At 70.7% G+C, this 15,542-nt stretch carries 14 protein-coding genes; 9 read left to right on the forward strand and 5 right to left on the reverse strand.

The window, feature by feature from the left end; translation table 11 throughout:
• Positions 1-73: 73 nt before the first annotated feature.
• On the reverse strand, positions 74-1,027 hold the full coding sequence (locus tag ACQPYY_RS12300; protein ID WP_379096757.1) for a proteasome assembly chaperone family protein: 954 nt from the start codon (positions 1,025-1,027) through the stop codon (positions 74-76).
• Positions 1,028-1,208: 181 nt separating this feature from the next.
• Here ACQPYY_RS12300 and ACQPYY_RS12305 point away from each other — a divergent pair, with 181 nt between their 5' ends.
• Positions 1,209-1,934 carry a sensor domain-containing protein gene (locus ACQPYY_RS12305; RefSeq protein ID WP_433593828.1) on the forward strand — a complete coding sequence of 242 codons (726 nt, stop codon included), beginning with the start codon at positions 1,209-1,211 and terminating at the stop codon, positions 1,932-1,934.
• A gap of 66 nt (positions 1,935-2,000) precedes the next feature.
• Here ACQPYY_RS12305 and ACQPYY_RS12310 read toward each other — a convergent pair whose 3' ends face one another.
• A complete protein-coding gene (locus ACQPYY_RS12310; protein WP_379096763.1) occupies positions 2,001-2,555 on the reverse strand; it encodes a hypothetical protein in 555 nt (184 codons plus the stop codon).
• Positions 2,556-2,678: 123 nt separating this feature from the next.
• On the reverse strand, positions 2,679-3,626 hold the full coding sequence (locus ACQPYY_RS12315; protein ID WP_379096765.1) for a helix-turn-helix transcriptional regulator: 948 nt from the start codon (positions 3,624-3,626) through the stop codon (positions 2,679-2,681).
• A 94-nt stretch (positions 3,627-3,720) separates the two neighbouring features.
• On the opposite strand from ACQPYY_RS12315, the gene ACQPYY_RS12320 reads away from it, so the two are divergent.
• Together ACQPYY_RS12320 and ACQPYY_RS12325 are read left to right on the forward strand one after the other, a co-directional pair.
• Complete coding sequence (locus ACQPYY_RS12320) at positions 3,721-4,128, forward strand: VOC family protein (RefSeq protein ID WP_433593829.1); 408 nt, start codon at positions 3,721-3,723, stop codon at positions 4,126-4,128.
• 327 nt (positions 4,129-4,455) lie between these two features.
• Complete coding sequence (locus tag ACQPYY_RS12325; protein WP_433593830.1) at positions 4,456-5,691, forward strand: DUF4192 domain-containing protein; 1,236 nt, start codon at positions 4,456-4,458, stop codon at positions 5,689-5,691.
• Between the two features lie 34 nt (positions 5,692-5,725).
• Here ACQPYY_RS12325 and galE read toward each other — a convergent pair whose 3' ends face one another.
• Together galE and ACQPYY_RS12335 are read right to left on the reverse strand one after the other, a co-directional pair.
• Positions 5,726-6,706 carry a UDP-glucose 4-epimerase GalE gene (gene galE, locus ACQPYY_RS12330; RefSeq protein WP_433593831.1) on the reverse strand — a complete coding sequence of 327 codons (981 nt, stop codon included), beginning with the start codon at positions 6,704-6,706 and terminating at the stop codon, positions 5,726-5,728.
• A 3-nt stretch (positions 6,707-6,709) separates the two neighbouring features.
• Entirely contained in the window at positions 6,710-7,396 is a 687-nt protein-coding gene (locus ACQPYY_RS12335; RefSeq protein ID WP_357093423.1) for a metal-dependent transcriptional regulator, read from the reverse strand.
• Between the two features lie 213 nt (positions 7,397-7,609).
• Here ACQPYY_RS12335 and ACQPYY_RS12340 point away from each other — a divergent pair, with 213 nt between their 5' ends.
• The 6 genes from ACQPYY_RS12340 to ACQPYY_RS12365 all read left to right on the forward strand — a co-directional run bounded on the left by ACQPYY_RS12340 (position 7,610) and on the right by ACQPYY_RS12365 (position 15,536).
• Positions 7,610-8,866, forward strand: a complete 1,257-nt coding sequence (locus tag ACQPYY_RS12340) for an acetoin utilization protein AcuC (protein WP_433593832.1) — start codon at positions 7,610-7,612, stop codon at positions 8,864-8,866.
• Positions 8,867-8,912: 46 nt separating this feature from the next.
• The gene (locus ACQPYY_RS12345) at positions 8,913-11,615 is read left to right on the forward strand and encodes a GNAT family N-acetyltransferase (protein WP_433594632.1); all 2,703 of its coding nucleotides are present in this window, start codon (positions 8,913-8,915) and stop codon (positions 11,613-11,615) included.
• 30 nt (positions 11,616-11,645) lie between these two features.
• Positions 11,646-14,408: a phosphoenolpyruvate carboxylase gene (gene ppc, locus ACQPYY_RS12350; RefSeq protein WP_433593833.1), complete on the forward strand. Its 2,763-nt coding sequence runs from the start codon at positions 11,646-11,648 to the stop codon at positions 14,406-14,408.
• A 124-nt stretch (positions 14,409-14,532) separates the two neighbouring features.
• Positions 14,533-14,682 (forward strand): hypothetical protein, encoded by a 150-nt coding sequence (locus ACQPYY_RS12355; RefSeq protein WP_433593834.1) that lies wholly within the window; start codon positions 14,533-14,535, stop codon positions 14,680-14,682.
• A 45-nt stretch (positions 14,683-14,727) separates the two neighbouring features.
• On the forward strand, positions 14,728-15,096 hold the full coding sequence (locus ACQPYY_RS12360; protein ID WP_379096787.1) for an ArsR/SmtB family transcription factor: 369 nt from the start codon (positions 14,728-14,730) through the stop codon (positions 15,094-15,096).
• Positions 15,093-15,536, forward strand: a complete 444-nt coding sequence (locus tag ACQPYY_RS12365; RefSeq protein WP_433593835.1) for an SRPBCC family protein — start codon at positions 15,093-15,095, stop codon at positions 15,534-15,536. Before ACQPYY_RS12360 ends, ACQPYY_RS12365 begins: the two co-directional genes overlap by 4 nt.
• Positions 15,537-15,542 lie beyond the last annotated feature (6 nt).

Here is a 15,542-nt window from a genome sequence, read left to right on the forward strand (position 1 = left end):
GTCGGGAACCAATTCGGACAGCTGCACGCCGACAGACGTTACCGGTCGGCGCCGGGTAATCCCGCAACGACCACTACCGCAGCGGCGGGTTCTCCGGTCCGTCACCGTCGGCGAACCCGGCCTGCTCGGCCAGGAAGCGCTCGAACTCCGCACCCAGCTCGTCGCCGGTGGGCAGATCGTTCTCACTGGCCAGCAGGCTGGACTGGCGTTCCTGGGCGGTGACGAAGCTGTCGTACTGCCGCTCGAGCGCGGCGACCACGGTCTCCACCTCGGAATTGCCCGCGATCTGCTCGTTGACCTGTTCGCGCACCCGCGCGGCGGCGTCGGTGAGCGCGGCCAGCGGCAGTTCCAGGCCCGCGTTCTCGGCCACGTTCTCCAGCAGCGTCTGCGCGGCCTCCGGGTAGGCGGTCTGGGTCAGGTAGTGCGGCACGTGCACCGAGAAGCCGACCGACTCGTGTCCGTGCTGGGCCATCCGGAACTCCAGCAGCGAGGACGCGCTGCCGGGCACCTGCAGCTCACCGGGCCAGCGCTGATGCTCGCCGACCAGGTCGGAGTCCGAGGCGTGCGCGGTGACGCCGAGCGGGCGGGTGTGCGGGATGGCCATGGGGATCGCGCTCAGGCCGATGGTCCGGCGCACGCCCAGCTGTTCGGCCAGCAGACGCACGGCGGTGACGAACCGCTCCCAGCGCAGATCCGGTTCCAGCCCGGCCAGCAGCAGGAACGGCGTGCCCGCGGTGTCCTTGAGCGCCCACAGGCTCAGTTCCGGCTCGGTGTAGTCGGCGAAGTGATCGGTCTTGAAGGTCATGAGCGGACGCCGCGAGCGGTAGTCGAGCAGTTCGTCCATGTCGAACGAGGCGACCAGTTCGTGCTCGAGGCTGTCCTTGAGATGCGAGGTGGCCAGGCGTACCGCGTGTCCGGCGTCGGTGAAACCCTCGAGGCCGTGCACCAGGACCGGGCCCGAGCCGTCGGGAGAGGACAGCTGCGGAGCCGGGAATTCCAGCTCGTACATTCGCGACTCGTAGTCCATCGCGTACTCCTTCCTGCGTGGCCCACTTTCGCGACCAACCCCATTGTCCCTCATGCCCATGACAGGCGCGCAGCACCCGCACCCGCTGTGCAACACGCCGACCCCGGACCCGCATTCCCGCCGTCCCGGCGCGCGGCGTGGCATTCGGTGTGAACAGCCGATTTTCGGCATAGTGGGCCGAGTGACCGAGCCCTCCGCACCCCCCGTACGCAGCACCCGCAGGACCGCGCGGATGGTGGGGATCGTCACGCTGGGCACGGTGCTGGCGGCCTGCGCGACCACGGTCACCGGGCATCCGACCGCCGTGCGCAATCCGGCGCCGGTCGCCACCGCCGACCAGACGCTCACCGCGATGCTGCCCGATCCCTCGAAATTCCCGTCGCGCTATACCGCGGTGGTGCTGTCGCCGGAGACCGCCGCCCAGGCCGCGTACGACCTCGAGGGGTATCTGCCGGGGGCGCAGGTGGATCCGAGCACGTGCGTGCCGGTCGCGCCGAAGACCGGTCCGGCCGTGTCGGTCGGGACCGACGACCACGGCCAGGCGACGCTCACGGTGGTGCTGACCCGCCCGGGCAAGCCGCTGTCGACCCTGCGGGATCAGTTGCGGCAGTGCGGGACCGTGAAGGTCGGGCATACCGGGGTGACGTCGGTGGTGACCACACAGCTCGATCCGCCGCCGCCGGTCATCGCCGACGATTCGCTCGCCCTGCGCCGGACGGTCGGACCGGAGAATCGGCCGGGCGGCCCGGAGAACCGCGATGGCCTCACCCGCAGCATGCAGACGCTGATCGGTCAGGTCGGCGAGGTGCGGGTCGCTGTGACGTACATGACTTCCGGGTCCACCTCCGATACCGAGGCGCTCGACACCCTGTTCACCGCGGCCGTCCGCAAGGTGCGCAAGGGCTGAGCGTCCCCGGGGCCCGGGAAGCCGCGGGAAAGGGAGCCGACCCTGCCTGCTCGGCTCCCGGACCCATCAGCAGGCGGGAAGCGGCTGGTTCGAACCCGAGTTGGAACCGCTGCCGCCCGAGCCGGTGCCCGAGCCGCTGTCGCCGGAGCCGGAGGCCGAGCCGCTGCCGCCCGAACCGGTGCCCGCCGAACCACCCGACGAGCCCGGGATCAGCGAGGAGATCGGCGGGCAGGTTCCGCCCTTGCCGACGATGTAGACAGTCTGCGAGGTGCTCAGCCCCTGGCGGACGCCCACGGTGTAGGTGCCGTCATTGGTCGGGTGCCAGGCCAGGTTCGCGGCCGCGCCGGCGCCGTAGGAGACGGGGGTGAGGGTGCCGATGACCGCGCCGTTGACCAGGAAGTCGACCGGGGTCAGCTGGTCGGCGCCGGTCAGCGAGGCCTGGATGACGCAACCGTCGGCGACACTGCACGGCTTGTCGCTGGTGAGGCCCGCGACATTGACGTCCGAGATGGCGGCGCCCGCCGGGGCGGCGAGCATGGAACCGGCCACCACGGCGAGCGCGACGGCCGCCGTCGCACCCGCGGCGGGCCGTCGCAGATCTGGGTAGAGCTGTTTACTCACGGAGAATCCTTTCGGCGCGTTGAAGGGGTCGCGCCGGGCGGACTGTAACAGTGGCGGACTGTGAAAGTTCACGAAATCGCCAGTGCTGCAACATCATTCGATTTTCGCATAACAGAGAAGCGGTTACTCGCCGGTACGGTAGCGGGTGACGAGCTCCGCGCCCAAGCGCGCCAGTTCCGCACGCACCGATTCCGGCTCCACCACCTCCACGGCCGCGCCCCAGCCGGCCAACTGCTGGGCGATCATGAGCGCCGTCGGCGCGGTGACCGTGGCCCGGACCCGCCCGTCGCCGGTGGGGCCACCCAGAACGCAGTGCCGCCCTTGCTGTTTGCGCAGCACGGGGGCCAGCTCGGCGGTGATCAACACCGTCGCAGCGAGTGAGGAACGCTGCCGTTCGACCTCCTCGACCACCTCCGACCAGGCTGTCGACAGGTCGAAATCCTCCGGCCGGGAGGCGATCTCGCCGGTCGGCTCGGCGCTCGCGATCCGGTCCACGCGGAAGGTCCGCTGCCCGTGCTCGGTTCCGGCGACCAGGTACCAGATGCCGTCCTTGTCGACCAGGCCCCACGGATCGACCAGCCGCTCGGTCCGCTGTCCGGCGCGGTCGTAGCGCAGCCGGATCCGGCTGCGGCGCACCACCGCCCGCTGCAGCTCGTCCACCAGGGCCGGTGGCCGGTCGTCGGGTTCGCCCCAGCGGGCCGGGTCCACCACGATCGCGCCCGCCGCCGCCTCCGCGGTGTCGCGGAAGGTGGGCGGCAAGGCGCGCAACAGCTTCCGCAGCGCGGACTTGGTGGCCGGGCTCGCCGTCGCGACCGGGCCCAGCAGGAGGAACAACGCCTGGGCCTCGGGGCCGGTGAGACCGCTCAGGTCCGTGCGCGCGCCGCCGACCAGCGCCCAGCCGCCGCCGCGTCCGGGCTGCGGGTAGACCGGGACACCGGCTGTCGACAGGGCTTCCAGGTCCCGGCGCGCGGTCGCCACCGACACCTCGAGCTCGGCCGCCACCTCGGCCGCGGTCACCCGGCCCCGGGTCTGCATGAACAGCAGGGTCGCCACCAATCGATCCGCGCGCATGGCTGGAATTCTGCCCGGAAAAGTGCTCATTCGGTGAGCACTTTGCGCGCGACGATGGTGTGGTAACCAGCTGAACCGACCGAGGAGAACCGCCATGCTGCGTGGAATGGCCACCGTCAACTACTTCGCCGACGATCTCGAGGCGGCCAAGGACTGGTACAGCGAACTGCTCGGCGTGCGGCCGTATTTCGCCGTGCCGGGCGGGTACTACGAGTTCCGCATCGGTGACTACCAGGCCGAATTGGGCATCATCGCGGGCAAGTTCGCGCCCTCGCACCCGGATGTCCCGGGTGGTCAGATCGTGAACTGGCATGTCGACGATGTCGCCGCCACCTTCCGGCGGCTGCTCGGCATGGGGGCGACCGTGTACGAGCCGATCATCGAGCGCGGTGAGGGCACCGGTTTCGTGACGGCCTCGGTGGTGGACCCGTTCGGCAATGTCCTGGGGATCATGTCCAATCCGCACTACCTGGCGATCCTGGCCGAGTCCCGGCCCGCCTAGGCGTCTTTCGTTGCACACGGTCTCCTTCCGGCGCTGCCGCGGGGCAGTGCCAGGCGGACACTAGCAGCGGAAACCTGGCCGGGCGGGCGAAATGAAATGATTGCATTTCAGGTTTGCGTGCCGAGGGCTCGGCGCGGGTGCCCGGGCCCGGCGGCCGCGCGGGCGGGCGGACGATACCAACGGGCACCGACACAGTCCGCGCTGCGGCTCCCGGGCCACGCCGAGTACTCCACGACGCGCGATCGGGGCGATGAATCATCCACAGCCCCAGCGAAACCCGAGGTCGGCGATCGGGGACGGGTGCCGGCCGGGCGCACGCTCGACGGCATGAACGCACCCATCGAGCCCATGCCGCCCGTCGAGCCCACCCCGCCGGTCGAACCGGCTCCGCTCGCCGAGTTCACGCCGCGCCCGGCATCGGGGCTGTCCGATCGCCCGGATACCGCGACTGACCCGCCGTTCGAGGATCCGGGGGAGTGCGGGCCGCGGCTGCGCGAGCCCGGTGACCTGATCGCGGCCGTCCCCGCGATGCTCGGCTTCATGCCCGCGCGGTCCTTGGTGGTGACCGTGCTGCGGGCGGACCCGGAGTCGCCGGAGGCCGCGGCGGTCGAGGTGGTGACCCGCATGGATCTCGACAATCGGGGCCGATCCGCGACCGGACTGCTGGTCGAGCGGGTCGCCGGAATCTGTGTGCGGCACCGGGCCGTCGCGGCGCTGGCCCTCGTGATCGACGACCGCGCGACCGAACCCACCGGCCGGCATGCGGGGGTGCGGGCACGCAAATACGGTGACCTCGTCGCCGCCCTCGAACATCGGCTCGACGCGGACGCGGTGCCGCTGGCCGGAGCGTGGGCCGTGCAGGCCATCGGGCCGGAACTGCCGTGGTGGACGCTGTCGGGACCGTGGTCGCGCGGGCTCCAACACGATCCGGCGACCTCGATGGTGACCCTGCGCCACGTCCTCGACGGCCGCCCGCTGCGTGGGTCCCGCCGGGAGTTGACCGACCTGCTCGCGATCGACCCCGTGGCGCGGGACGCGACCGCCGCCGCCCTCGGGATCGCGGCCGCCGCCGCGGCCCGGCGGCCGGCCCGGCTGGTGCAGCACGGCGATCCGCGGGTGCGACTGCGGCTCGAATTGTGCCGGGTGCTGGGCTATCTCGAACGGGTCGAGGCCGGGCTCCGGCTCACCCCGGTCGAGCTGGCGGATCTGGCCGTGGCGCTCCGGGATCCGGCGCTGCGCGACATCATGTTCGGGTTGGCCCCGGGCCCGCACGCCGACGGCGCGGAAGCGTTGTGGACCCAGCTGACCCGCGCGCTGCCCGATCCGGATCGCGCCGAAGCGGCAGCGCTGCTGGGCTATTGCGCGTACACGCGGGGTGACGGCCCCTTGGCCGGCGTGGCGCTGGACGCCGCGCTGACCGCGGATCCGCAGCACCGCATGGCGAGCCTGCTGGAACTGGGCTTGCAGACCGGCATGCCGCCGGAGCGGTTGCGGCGGCTCACGGACTCCGGTCGTGAGACCGCCGCCGATCTGGGCGTGCGCCTCGGGCCGGAGCCGCGGTGATCACACCGCGGACCCCGGACCGGTCCGGAAGGGCTCAGCGGGCGCTGTGCGCGCGGTCGCCGAGAGAGCGCAGGAATTCCCAGGCGTCGGAGACGATCTCGTCGAGATCGGTGTGCTCGGGCGTCCAGCCGAGTTCGGCGATGGCCTTGGCGCTGGAGGCGATCAGCACGGCCGGGTCACCCGCGCGGCGCGGAGCGTCGACCGCGTTGATCGGCAGCCCGGTCACCCGTGCGCAGGCCGAGATGACCTCGCGCACCGAGAAACCGGTGCCGCTGCCCAGATTGAAGATGCGATGCGCACCCGGCTGCGACTGCTCGAGCGCCTTCAGATGCGCCTGCGCCAGATCGCGGATGTGGATGTAATCGCGCACCGCGGTGCCGTCCGGCGTCGGGTAGTCGGTGCCGAACACCGAGATCGACTCACGATGACCCAGCGCGGTCTGCAATACGAGGGGGATGAGATGGGTTTCCACCACACGGTTCTCGCCGAGCCCGGCGTAGGCGCCGGCCACGTTGAAGTAGCGCAGGCTGGTCGCGGCCAGGCCGTGCGCGGCCGCGTACGAGGTGATCGCGTAGTCGATGGACAGCTTCGACGCGCCGTAGGGATTCGTCGGCGCCTTGGGGGCGTCCTCGACGATCGGCACCTGCTCCGGCTCGCCGTACACCGCTGCGGTGGAGGAGAACACCAGCTTCGGCGTGCCCGCCGCCCGCATGGCCTCGAGCAGGGCCAGGGTCTTGACCACATTGCCGTGCCAGTACTTCTCCGGCGCCACCACCGATTCGCCGACCAGCGACTGGGCCGCGAAATGCAGCACCCCGTCGAAGGATTCGGCTGCGATCAGTTCGGTGCCGACGGCGGCGATATCGCCCTCGACGAACTTGACCCCGGCCGGGACGCCGTCGGCGTTGCCGGTGGACAGATCATCGACGACCACGACCTCGTGGCCGTCCTCGAGCAGAACCTGCGCGCACACGCCACCCACGTAGCCGGCGCCGCCAGTTACCAGAAGCTTCACGGATCAGACCAACTTCACCTGGACGGCGTGCGCCATCTCGTCGGACAGTTCGAATCCCTCGTGCCCGGGCACCGAGATGACCACCGCGCCCGGCTTGTTCTCCACGGTGACGCGGGCATCGGGCACCACACCGGCCTGACGGAGCTGGTTGATGGTCTCCGGGTCGGTCTGGATGTGCTCGGACAGCCGGCGCACCACCACGGCCTGGGCCTGCCCGGCGGGCAGGTCGCTGAGCCGGACCAGCTTCTCCTCGGACCCGGCGGCGGGATCGATGCCCAGTTCGTCCAGGCCCGGAATCGGATTGCCGTAGGGGGAGGTGGTGGGGTGGTTGAGCACCTCGACCAGGCGGCGCTCGACCTCCTCGCTCATCACGTGCTCCCAGCGGCAGGCCTCGGCGTGCACGTTCTCCCACTCGAGACCGATGATGTCGACCAGCAGACGCTCGGCCAGCCGGTGCTTGCGCATCACGGCGACCGCCATGGCGCGGCCCTTCTCGGTCAGTTCGAGGTGGCGATCACCGGCGACGTTCAGCAGACCGTCGCGCTCCATCCGCGCGACCGTCTGGCTCACCGTCGGGCCGCTCTGCTCGAGGCGTTCGGCGATGCGCGCACGCAGCGGCGTGACGCCCTCCTCCTCGAGGTCGTAGATGGTACGGAGGTACATCTCCGTGGTGTCGACCAGATCCTTCACCTGTTAAACCCCTTCGTCGGCACGAATTCTACCCATGCACGGCGGCTGCACCGGGCGACAGCTTATTTCGCGAACGCACGGTCAACAGCCAGGACGGGCAGCGTGTTCCCAGCAGGTTTGCTCGGTGGCAGCCTGCCATCCCGGTACGACAGCCCGGCGGGCACCGCGGTGTGCCAAGCCTACGAACCGGCGCGACGCATTAGCGTGGCAGGTATGCCTGGCCGAGCTGGTGGTGAACCGAACCTCGCAGTGGATGGAACGGTCGTATGGACCGATCGATTCCTCGACTACACCTGGACCCCCGAGCACCCCATGCGCCCGGTGCGCCTGCAGTTCACCATGGCGCTGGCCGACGGACTGGGCCTGCTCGATGGCGTGGAGCAACTCACACCGGACGCCGCGGGTGAATCGGAGTTGCTGCGCGTGCACACCCACGACTACATCGAGGCCGTCAAGCACGCGCGGCAACCGCTGGGCTCGGCGCCCACCGCCCCGCCCTACGGACTCGGCTCGGCCGACAACCCGGTCTTCCCGCACATGCACGAGGCGGCGTCGGTGATCGTGGGCGGCACACTGGCCGCCGCGCAGGCGATCGCGGCCGGGCACACCCGCCGGGCGGTGAGCATCGGTGGTGGTATGCATCACGCCATGCCGGCCTCGGCAGCGGGGTTCTGTGTGTACAACGATGTAGCGGTGGCGATTTCGTGGTTGCTCGACAACGGTTTCGACCGCATCGCCTATCTCGATGTGGACGTGCACCACGGCGACGGGGTGCAGCGGGTGTTCTACGGTGACCCGCGAGTGCTGACGGTGTCCATCCACCAGCACCCGGCGACCCTGTGGCCCAATACCGGCTGGCCGGAGGAGACCGGCGTGGGCGCGGCCGAGGGCACCGCCATCAATCTGCCGATCATGCCCGGCACCCGGGATTCGCTGTGGCTGCGCGGGTTCCACGCCGTGGTGCCGGGCGCGCTGGCGGCGTTCCGGCCGCAGATCGTGATCAGCCAGTGCGGTGTCGACACCCACCGCGAGGATCCCCTGGCCGACTTGGAACTCAGCATCGACGGTCAGCGCGCCGCCTTCCTGGCCATGCGTGAGCTCGCCGACCGGTACGCCGAGGGCCGCTGGCTGGCGGTGGGTGGCGGCGGGTACGGCCTGATCCGGGTGGTGCCGCGGGCCTGGACCCACCTCTTGGCCACCGCCTTGGATCGCACCATCGACCCCACGACCGCCACGCCGCCCGAATGGCGTGAGCTGGTCGGCCGATACGCGCCCATGGTGGCGGTGCCCGAGACCATGGGCGACGGGGCCGACACGTCGTTCGCGCGCTGGGACGGCCCCGGCGGCGGCCGCGACACCGGCGACGAGCGCGTGGACCGCGCCCGCCGGGCCCTCGACACATCCGTATTGGCAACGCGCCGGGCGAGTTTCGGCCTGCTCGGCCTGGATCCGGAGGATCCCCGTGACTGACCCCTCCCACTCCGCCGACCCGGCCGCGGTGTCCGGCAACGGCAGCGTGCCCCCGGCGCCGGCTCCGCCGCTGCCGCCGGACACCCCCGGCACCCCGGTGAATCCGCCTCCGCCGCCGGAGCATTGGTTCGCCGACGTGCTGGCCTCCGACGGCGGCGTGGTCGGGCTGCGGCCCATCACCCCCGACGACGCCGAGGCGCTGGAGCGCTTCCACACCGCGCTCTCCGACCGCACCCGCTACCTGCGCTACTTCGGACCGTACCCGCGGATGACGCCCAAGGACCTGTACCGGACCACGCACGTGGACTACCGCGACCGGGTCGGGCTGGTGACCGAACTCGGCGACGAGATCATCGCGGTGGGCCGCTACGAGTACCTGGCCGACCGCCCGGGACCGCGCGCGGCCGAGGTGGCGTTCGTGGTCGCCGACGAGCATCAGGGCCGCGGGCTGGGCTCGATCCTGCTCGAACACCTGGCGGGCGCGGCCGCGGAGAACGACATCGAGACCTTCGTGGCCGAGGTGCTCGCCGAGAACAACGCCATGGTGCAGGTGTTCCGCGACGCCGGTTATCAGGTGCAGCGCAGCCGCGACGGGTCGGTGCTGCACCTGGAATTCGCCATCGACCCCACCGAAGCGCTGCTGTCGGTGCGCGATTCACGTGAGCGGGCCTCGGAGGCGCGCAGCGTCGGGAACCTGTTGTCGCCCAAGTCCATCGCGGTGATCGGAGCCACCCCGTCGACCAGCCGGGTGGGTGGCGCGGTGCTGGCCAACCTGCTCTCGGGGGCCTACCAGGGGCCGGTGTTCCCGGTGAACCGGAACCGCACCGCGGTGCGCGGTGTCCGCGCGTATCCGACCGTGCGCGACATCCCCGACGAGGTCGATCTGGCCGTGATCGCGGTGCCCGCCACCGAGATCGGGTCGGTGCTCGACGATTGCATGGCCAAGGGCGTCAAGGGCCTGGTCGTGTTGACCGCCGGATTCTCCGAGACCGGTCCGCACGGCTATCAGGCCGAACGCGATCTGGTCGACGCCGCGCGGGCGCACGGCATGCGGGTGGTGGGGCCGAGCGCGCTCGGCATCGCCAACACCGATCCGGCGATCGCGTTGAACGCCACCCTCGCTCCGGTGCTGCCCGGGCGCGGCCGGATCGGATTCTTCTGCCAGTCGGGCCCCCTCGGCGCGGCCATCCTGGGCGAGGCCGCGGCCCGGCAGCTGGGGCTGTCGACCTTCGTCTCCGCCGGCAACCGCGCCGACGTCTCCGGCAACGACCTGCTGCAGTACTGGGACAGCGACCCGGACACCGATGTGGTGCTGCTCTACTTGGAGACCTTCGGCAATCCGCGCAAGTTCTCCCGCATCGCGCGCCGGGTGGCGCACACCAAACCCATTGTGGCCGTGAACAGCGGCCGCAACGCGGCGCGGGTGGACGGGGATCAGGATCTGGATCGCTCGCTGGTGCGCAACCTGTTCGCGCAGGCCGGGATCATCCAGGTCGATTCCATCACCGAGCTGTTCGACTGCGCCATGCTGCTGGCCTATCAGCCGCTGCCCGCCGGTCCTCGGCTGGCGGTGATCGGCAACAGCGCCGCGTTGAGCTGGCTGGCCGTCGACGCGGCGCGCGGTGAGGGCCTGACCGTGGACGAGCCCACCGACCTCGGGCCGCAGGCCGGTCCGGCGGACTACCTGACCGCGGTGGCCGCCGCGACCAGCGATCCGGCGGTGGACGCGGTGATCGTCATCTACTCGCCGCCGGTGCCCGCCGCCGTGGCCTCCTTCGCCGAGGCGATTCGCGCGGGCGCGCAATCGGATCCGGCGACCCCGGTGCTCACCACCTTCGTCGCCGATCAGGGCATGCCGAACCTGCTCGCGACTCGGGGGCTGGGCGGCATCCTCGAACGTGGCTCCATTCCGTCCTACGGCGACCCCGAGCGGGCCGCCCGCGCGCTGGGGCGGGCGCGGCGCTACGCCGAGTGGCGCACCCGGCCGCTGTCGCCGATCGCCCGGCCCGGCGGCGCCGACACCGCGCGGGCGCGGGAACTGGTGGCGCGGTGGATGTCCGACGACACCACCGCGTGGCTCACCGACCTGCAGGCCGCGGAACTGCTGGGCTGCTACGGGATCGACGTGGTCGAGTTCCGGGAGGTTCGTGACGCCGAGGCCGCGGTGGCCGCCGCCGACGAACTGGGGTTCCCGGTGGCGGCCAAGGCCACCGGCGAGATCTGGCGCAACCGGCCCGATCTCACCGGCGTGCGCCTGGACCTGTGGCGGCCCGACGCCGTCCGGCGGGCCTTCACCGACCTGGCCGAGATCTCCGGCAACCCGGTGCACATTCAGCGCATGGCCACCAAGGGCGTGGGCTGCACGTTCCGGGTGCAGGACGACCCGTCGTTCGGTTCGGTCATCAGTTTCGGCCTGTCGGGCACCATCATCGACCTGCTCGGCGACCGGGTGTACCGGGCGTTGCCGCTGACCGAGGCGGAGTCGGCCGAGCTCATCGACGCGCCCCGGGCGGCCCCGCTGCTGTCGGGCACTGTCGGCGGGCGCGATCTCGGCAAGCCGGTCGACAAGGGCGCGCTGGCCGAACTGGCGCAACGGATCTCGGCGCTCTGCGACGACCTGCCGGAGGTGCGAGAGTTGCAGTGCGAACCGGTGCTGGCCTCGCCCGAGGGCGCGGCGGTGCTGTACGCGCGGGTGCGAATCGGGCCGGAACCCAACCGGTTCGACATCGGGCCGCGCCGGATGGGTTGAGCAGTAGCCGAACTCGGAGAGGTGAACGTAGTGCAGGCGAATCAGATCGAGACAGCGACCGCGCCGCTGCGCGACGACATCAGGTTCCTCGGCGGCATTCTCGGGGACACCATTCGCGACCATGAGGGCCCGGAGATCTTCGACCTGATCGAACGGGTCCGGGTGGAGGCGTTCCGGATTCGCCGCTCGGAGGTGGAGCGCAGCGCGGTCGCGGACATGCTGCGCGATGTCGACATCCGCACCGCCATCCCGGTGATCCGCGCGTTCAGTCACTTCCTGCTGCTGGCCAACCTGGCCGAGGACCTGCAGCGCGATCGCCGGCGCGCGGTGCACGTCGCGGCCGGGGAGCCGCCGCAGGATTCCAGCCTGGCCGCCACCTACCAGAAGCTCGACGCCTCCGGGCCCGACGGGGCGGTGGTCGCCGACCTGCTGTCGGACGCGCTGGTGTCACCGGTCATCACCGCGCATCCGACCGAGACGCGGCGGCGCACCATCTTCGACGTGCAGGGCAAGATCACCGACCTGATGCGGCAGCGGCAGCGCTACAACAGGTACGAGCCCGAGTTCGCCGAGCTCGAGATCGACATCCGCCGCCAGGTGCTGCAACTGTGGCGGGCGGCGCTGATCCGATTGGCGCGCTTGCGGATCCAGGACGAGATCGACGTGGGGCTGCGGTACTACGACCTGACGCTGTTCGACGTCATCCCGCGCATCAACGACCAGGTGCGGGCCGCGTTGCGGTCACGCTGGCCGGGGCACGACCTGCTGGCCCGGCCGATCCTGCGGCCCGGCTCGTGGATCGGCGGCGACCGCGACGGCAACCCCAATGTGACCGCCGACGTGGTGCACCGCGCCACCCACCGCGCGGGCACGGTCGCGTTCGAGCGGTACCTGAGCGCGCTGGTCGAGCTGGAGAAGACGCTGTCGCAGTCGGCGCGGCTGGTGCCGGTGACACCGGCTCTGGCGGTGCTGGCCGACGCCGGATTCGACGAGTCGCCGCAGCGGGCCGACGAGCCGTATCGCCGGGCCGTGCGCGCGATCCGGGCCCGGCTGAGCGCCACCGCGATCCGGGCGCTGGGCGAGCTCCCCGCGGACGGCGTCGATGCCGGGGCGCTGCCCTACGACGGGCCGGGGGAGTTGCTGGCCGATCTGGACATCGTCGACGCGTCCATGCGGGCGTCTGGGGACGGACTGCTGGCCGATGATCAGCTGGCCTCGGTGCGATCGGCTGTGGAGACCTTCGGGTTTCACCTCCAGGGCCTGGACATGCGCCAGAACTCCGAGACCCACGAGCAGGTGGTGGCGGAGCTGTTCGCCTGGGCCGGAGTGCATCCCGACTACGCCTCGCTCGACGAGGACCAGCGGGTAGCGCTGCTGTCGGCCGAATTGACCACGCGCCGACCGCTGGTCGGGCCCGCCGCGCGGCTGAGCGACCTGGCCGCCAAGGAGCTCGCGGTGGTGCGCGCCGCCAGGAACGCGCTCGACGACCTGGGCCCCGACACCGTGCCCAACTACATCATCAGCATGTGCACCTCGGTCAGCGACATGCTCGAGGCCGCGCTGCTGCTGAAGGAGGCGGGCATTCTCGATCCGGGCGACGCGGACACCGCGCCCTCCAGCCCGGTCGGCGTGGTGCCGCTGTTCGAGACGATCGATGACCTGCGCCACGGCGCCGACATCCTCTCGGCCGCGCTGGAAGTGCCCGCCTATCACCGCCTGGTGGTCGCGCGCGGCATGCAGCAGGAGGTCATGCTCGGCTACTCCGACTCCAACAAGGACGGCGGGTACCTGGCCGCCAACTGGGCGCTGTACCGCGTCGAGCAGAACCTGGTGGACGTGGCCCGCAAGACCGGAATCCGATTGCGGCTCTTCCACGGTCGCGGCGGCACCGTCGGCCGTGGCGGCGGCCGCAGCTACGACGCCATCCTGGCCCAGCCGGCCGGGGCGGTGCGCGGCGCCCTGCGGCTGACCGAACAGGGCGAGGTCATCTCCACCAAGTACGCCGATTCCGGGACCGCGTATCGCAATCTGGAGGCGCTGGTCGCGGGCACTCTGGAATCCACCCTGCTGGATGTGGAGGGGCTGGGCGCGGAGGCCGAGCCCGCCTACGAAATCCTCGACGAGCTGGCCGAATCCGCGCGCATCGCGTACTCGAAGCTGGTGCACGAGACCCCGGGCTTCGTCGAGTACTTCCGGGCCTCCACCCCGGTGGCCGAGGTCGCGGACCTGAATCTGGGCAGCCGGCCCGCCTCGCGTAAACCCACCGACTCCGTCTACGACCTGCGCGCCATCCCGTGGGTCATGGCCTGGAGTCAGTCGCGGGTCATGCTGCCCGGCTGGTACGGCACCGGGACCGCGTTCGAGCAGTGGATCGGCGACGACCCCGACCGCCTGGCCACCCTGTCGGACCTGTACCGCCGCTGGCCGTTCTTCAACACGGTCATGTCGAACCTGGCTCAGGTGATGGCCAAGGCGGACATGGACATCGCCGCCCGCTACGCGGACCTGGTGCCCGATGAAGCCTTGCGCGACACCGTCTTCCGCATGATCTGCGACGAGTTCGCCCGCACCGCACGGATGCACGCCGCCATCACCCGCGCCGACGAACTGCTCGCCGACAACCCGGCCCTGGCCGAGTCCATCCACAATCGCTTCCCGTACCTGGAACCGCTCAACCAACTCCAGGTGGAGCTACTCCGCCGCCGCCGTGCGGGGGACACCTCCGAACTCGTGGAGCGCGGCATCCTGCTCACCATGAACGGTCTCGCCACCGCCCTGCGCAACTCCGGCTAATCGATCCAGGGCCCTGACCCGGAAACCTGGGGCGGCCCGGTTGAGTGGAATGTCTGAATTCCACACTCTGCGAACGCTCCTGTTCGTGAACCTCGCGTACGGGGTTCGCGAACAGGAGTAGCGCATGGGCGCAGGCCATGCGATCGCCCGCGAAATCGGCAGGGGCGCAGTGGTTTTGATGGCGACCGGCGCCTTGGCCGGGCTGGCGACATCGACCGTGTCGGCGTCGGCGTCGGCGTCGGAAGTCGCCGTGACCCTCACCGCTGAGGGCTGATGGTGGGGTTTGACGCGTAGGTAATTTCCTACCTATTGTGGTCGGGTGCCCTACCGCTTGAAATCCGGAGACGCCGATCGTGTGTTCGGCGCGCTGGCCAATCCGACCCGGCGCGACATCCTCGAGCTGCTGCTCGAGGGTGAGCAGTCGGTGCAGGTGATCGCCGAGCGTTTCGACATGGCCCGGCCCAGCGTGTCGGAGCACCTGAAGGTGCTGCGGGACGCGGGCCTGGTGGCCGAGGACAAGCGTGGGCGGCAACGGTTCTACCGCGTGGAACCGGACCCCTTGCACGACGTGCAGTCCTGGCTCGATCCGTTCGAACGGTTCTGGCGGGCCAGGCTGCGTGACCTGGGCGCGGTGCTCGACGCCATGCCCGACGATCCCCACGATCCCGACGAGAAGGACCGACGATGACCGGCGACACCACCAGAATCGAACTCGACCAGTTCTATCCGCACCCGCCCGCCAAGGTGTGGCGGGCGCTCACCACCCCGGAACTCATGGGGCAGTGGATGATGCGGCCGGTCGGGTTCGAGCCGGTGGTGGGCACGGTCTTCGAGATGACCACCCAGCCCATGCCCGGCCAGAACTTCTCCGGCGAGATCCGCGGCCGGGTGCTCGAGGTCGTCGAGCCGGAACTGCTCACCCTCACCTGGAACGACGCCAAGGCCGAGCAGGAGACGGGCTGGGTGATCAGCTGGACCCTGCGTCCCGAGGGACATGGCACCCGAGTCCTGTTCAGCCACAGCGGCTTCGACCCCGAGGATCCGGTCATGCAGCGCGCTCGCAGCATCATGGGCGGTGGCTGGCGGGGCATGCACGACCGGCTCGGCTCGGTCCTGACAGCCGGCTGACCCCGG

The organism is Nocardia sp. CA-145437, from assembly GCF_050956485.1.
In the GTDB taxonomy this organism is placed as follows: Bacteria; Actinomycetota; Actinomycetes; order Mycobacteriales; family Mycobacteriaceae; genus Nocardia.

Bases quoted from the DNA above. Each gene is read 5' to 3' on its own strand.
- ACQPYY_RS12320 (WP_433593829.1), top strand. From the start codon at position 3,721: ATGCTGCGTGGAATGGCCACCGTCAACTACTTCGCCGACGATCTCGAG.
- ACQPYY_RS12355 (WP_433593834.1), top strand. From the start codon at position 14,533: ATGGGCGCAGGCCATGCGATCGCCCGCGAAATCGGCAGGGGCGCAGTG.
- ACQPYY_RS12365 (WP_433593835.1), top strand. From the start codon at position 15,093: ATGACCGGCGACACCACCAGAATCGAACTCGACCAGTTCTATCCGCAC.
- ACQPYY_RS12325 (WP_433593830.1), top strand. From the start codon at position 4,456: ATGAACGCACCCATCGAGCCCATGCCGCCCGTCGAGCCCACCCCGCCG.
- ACQPYY_RS12315 (WP_379096765.1), bottom strand. From the start codon at position 3,626: ATGCGCGCGGATCGATTGGTGGCGACCCTGCTGTTCATGCAGACCCGG.
- ACQPYY_RS12300 (WP_379096757.1), bottom strand. From the start codon at position 1,027: ATGGACTACGAGTCGCGAATGTACGAGCTGGAATTCCCGGCTCCGCAG.
- ACQPYY_RS12340 (WP_433593832.1), top strand. From the start codon at position 7,610: ATGCCTGGCCGAGCTGGTGGTGAACCGAACCTCGCAGTGGATGGAACG.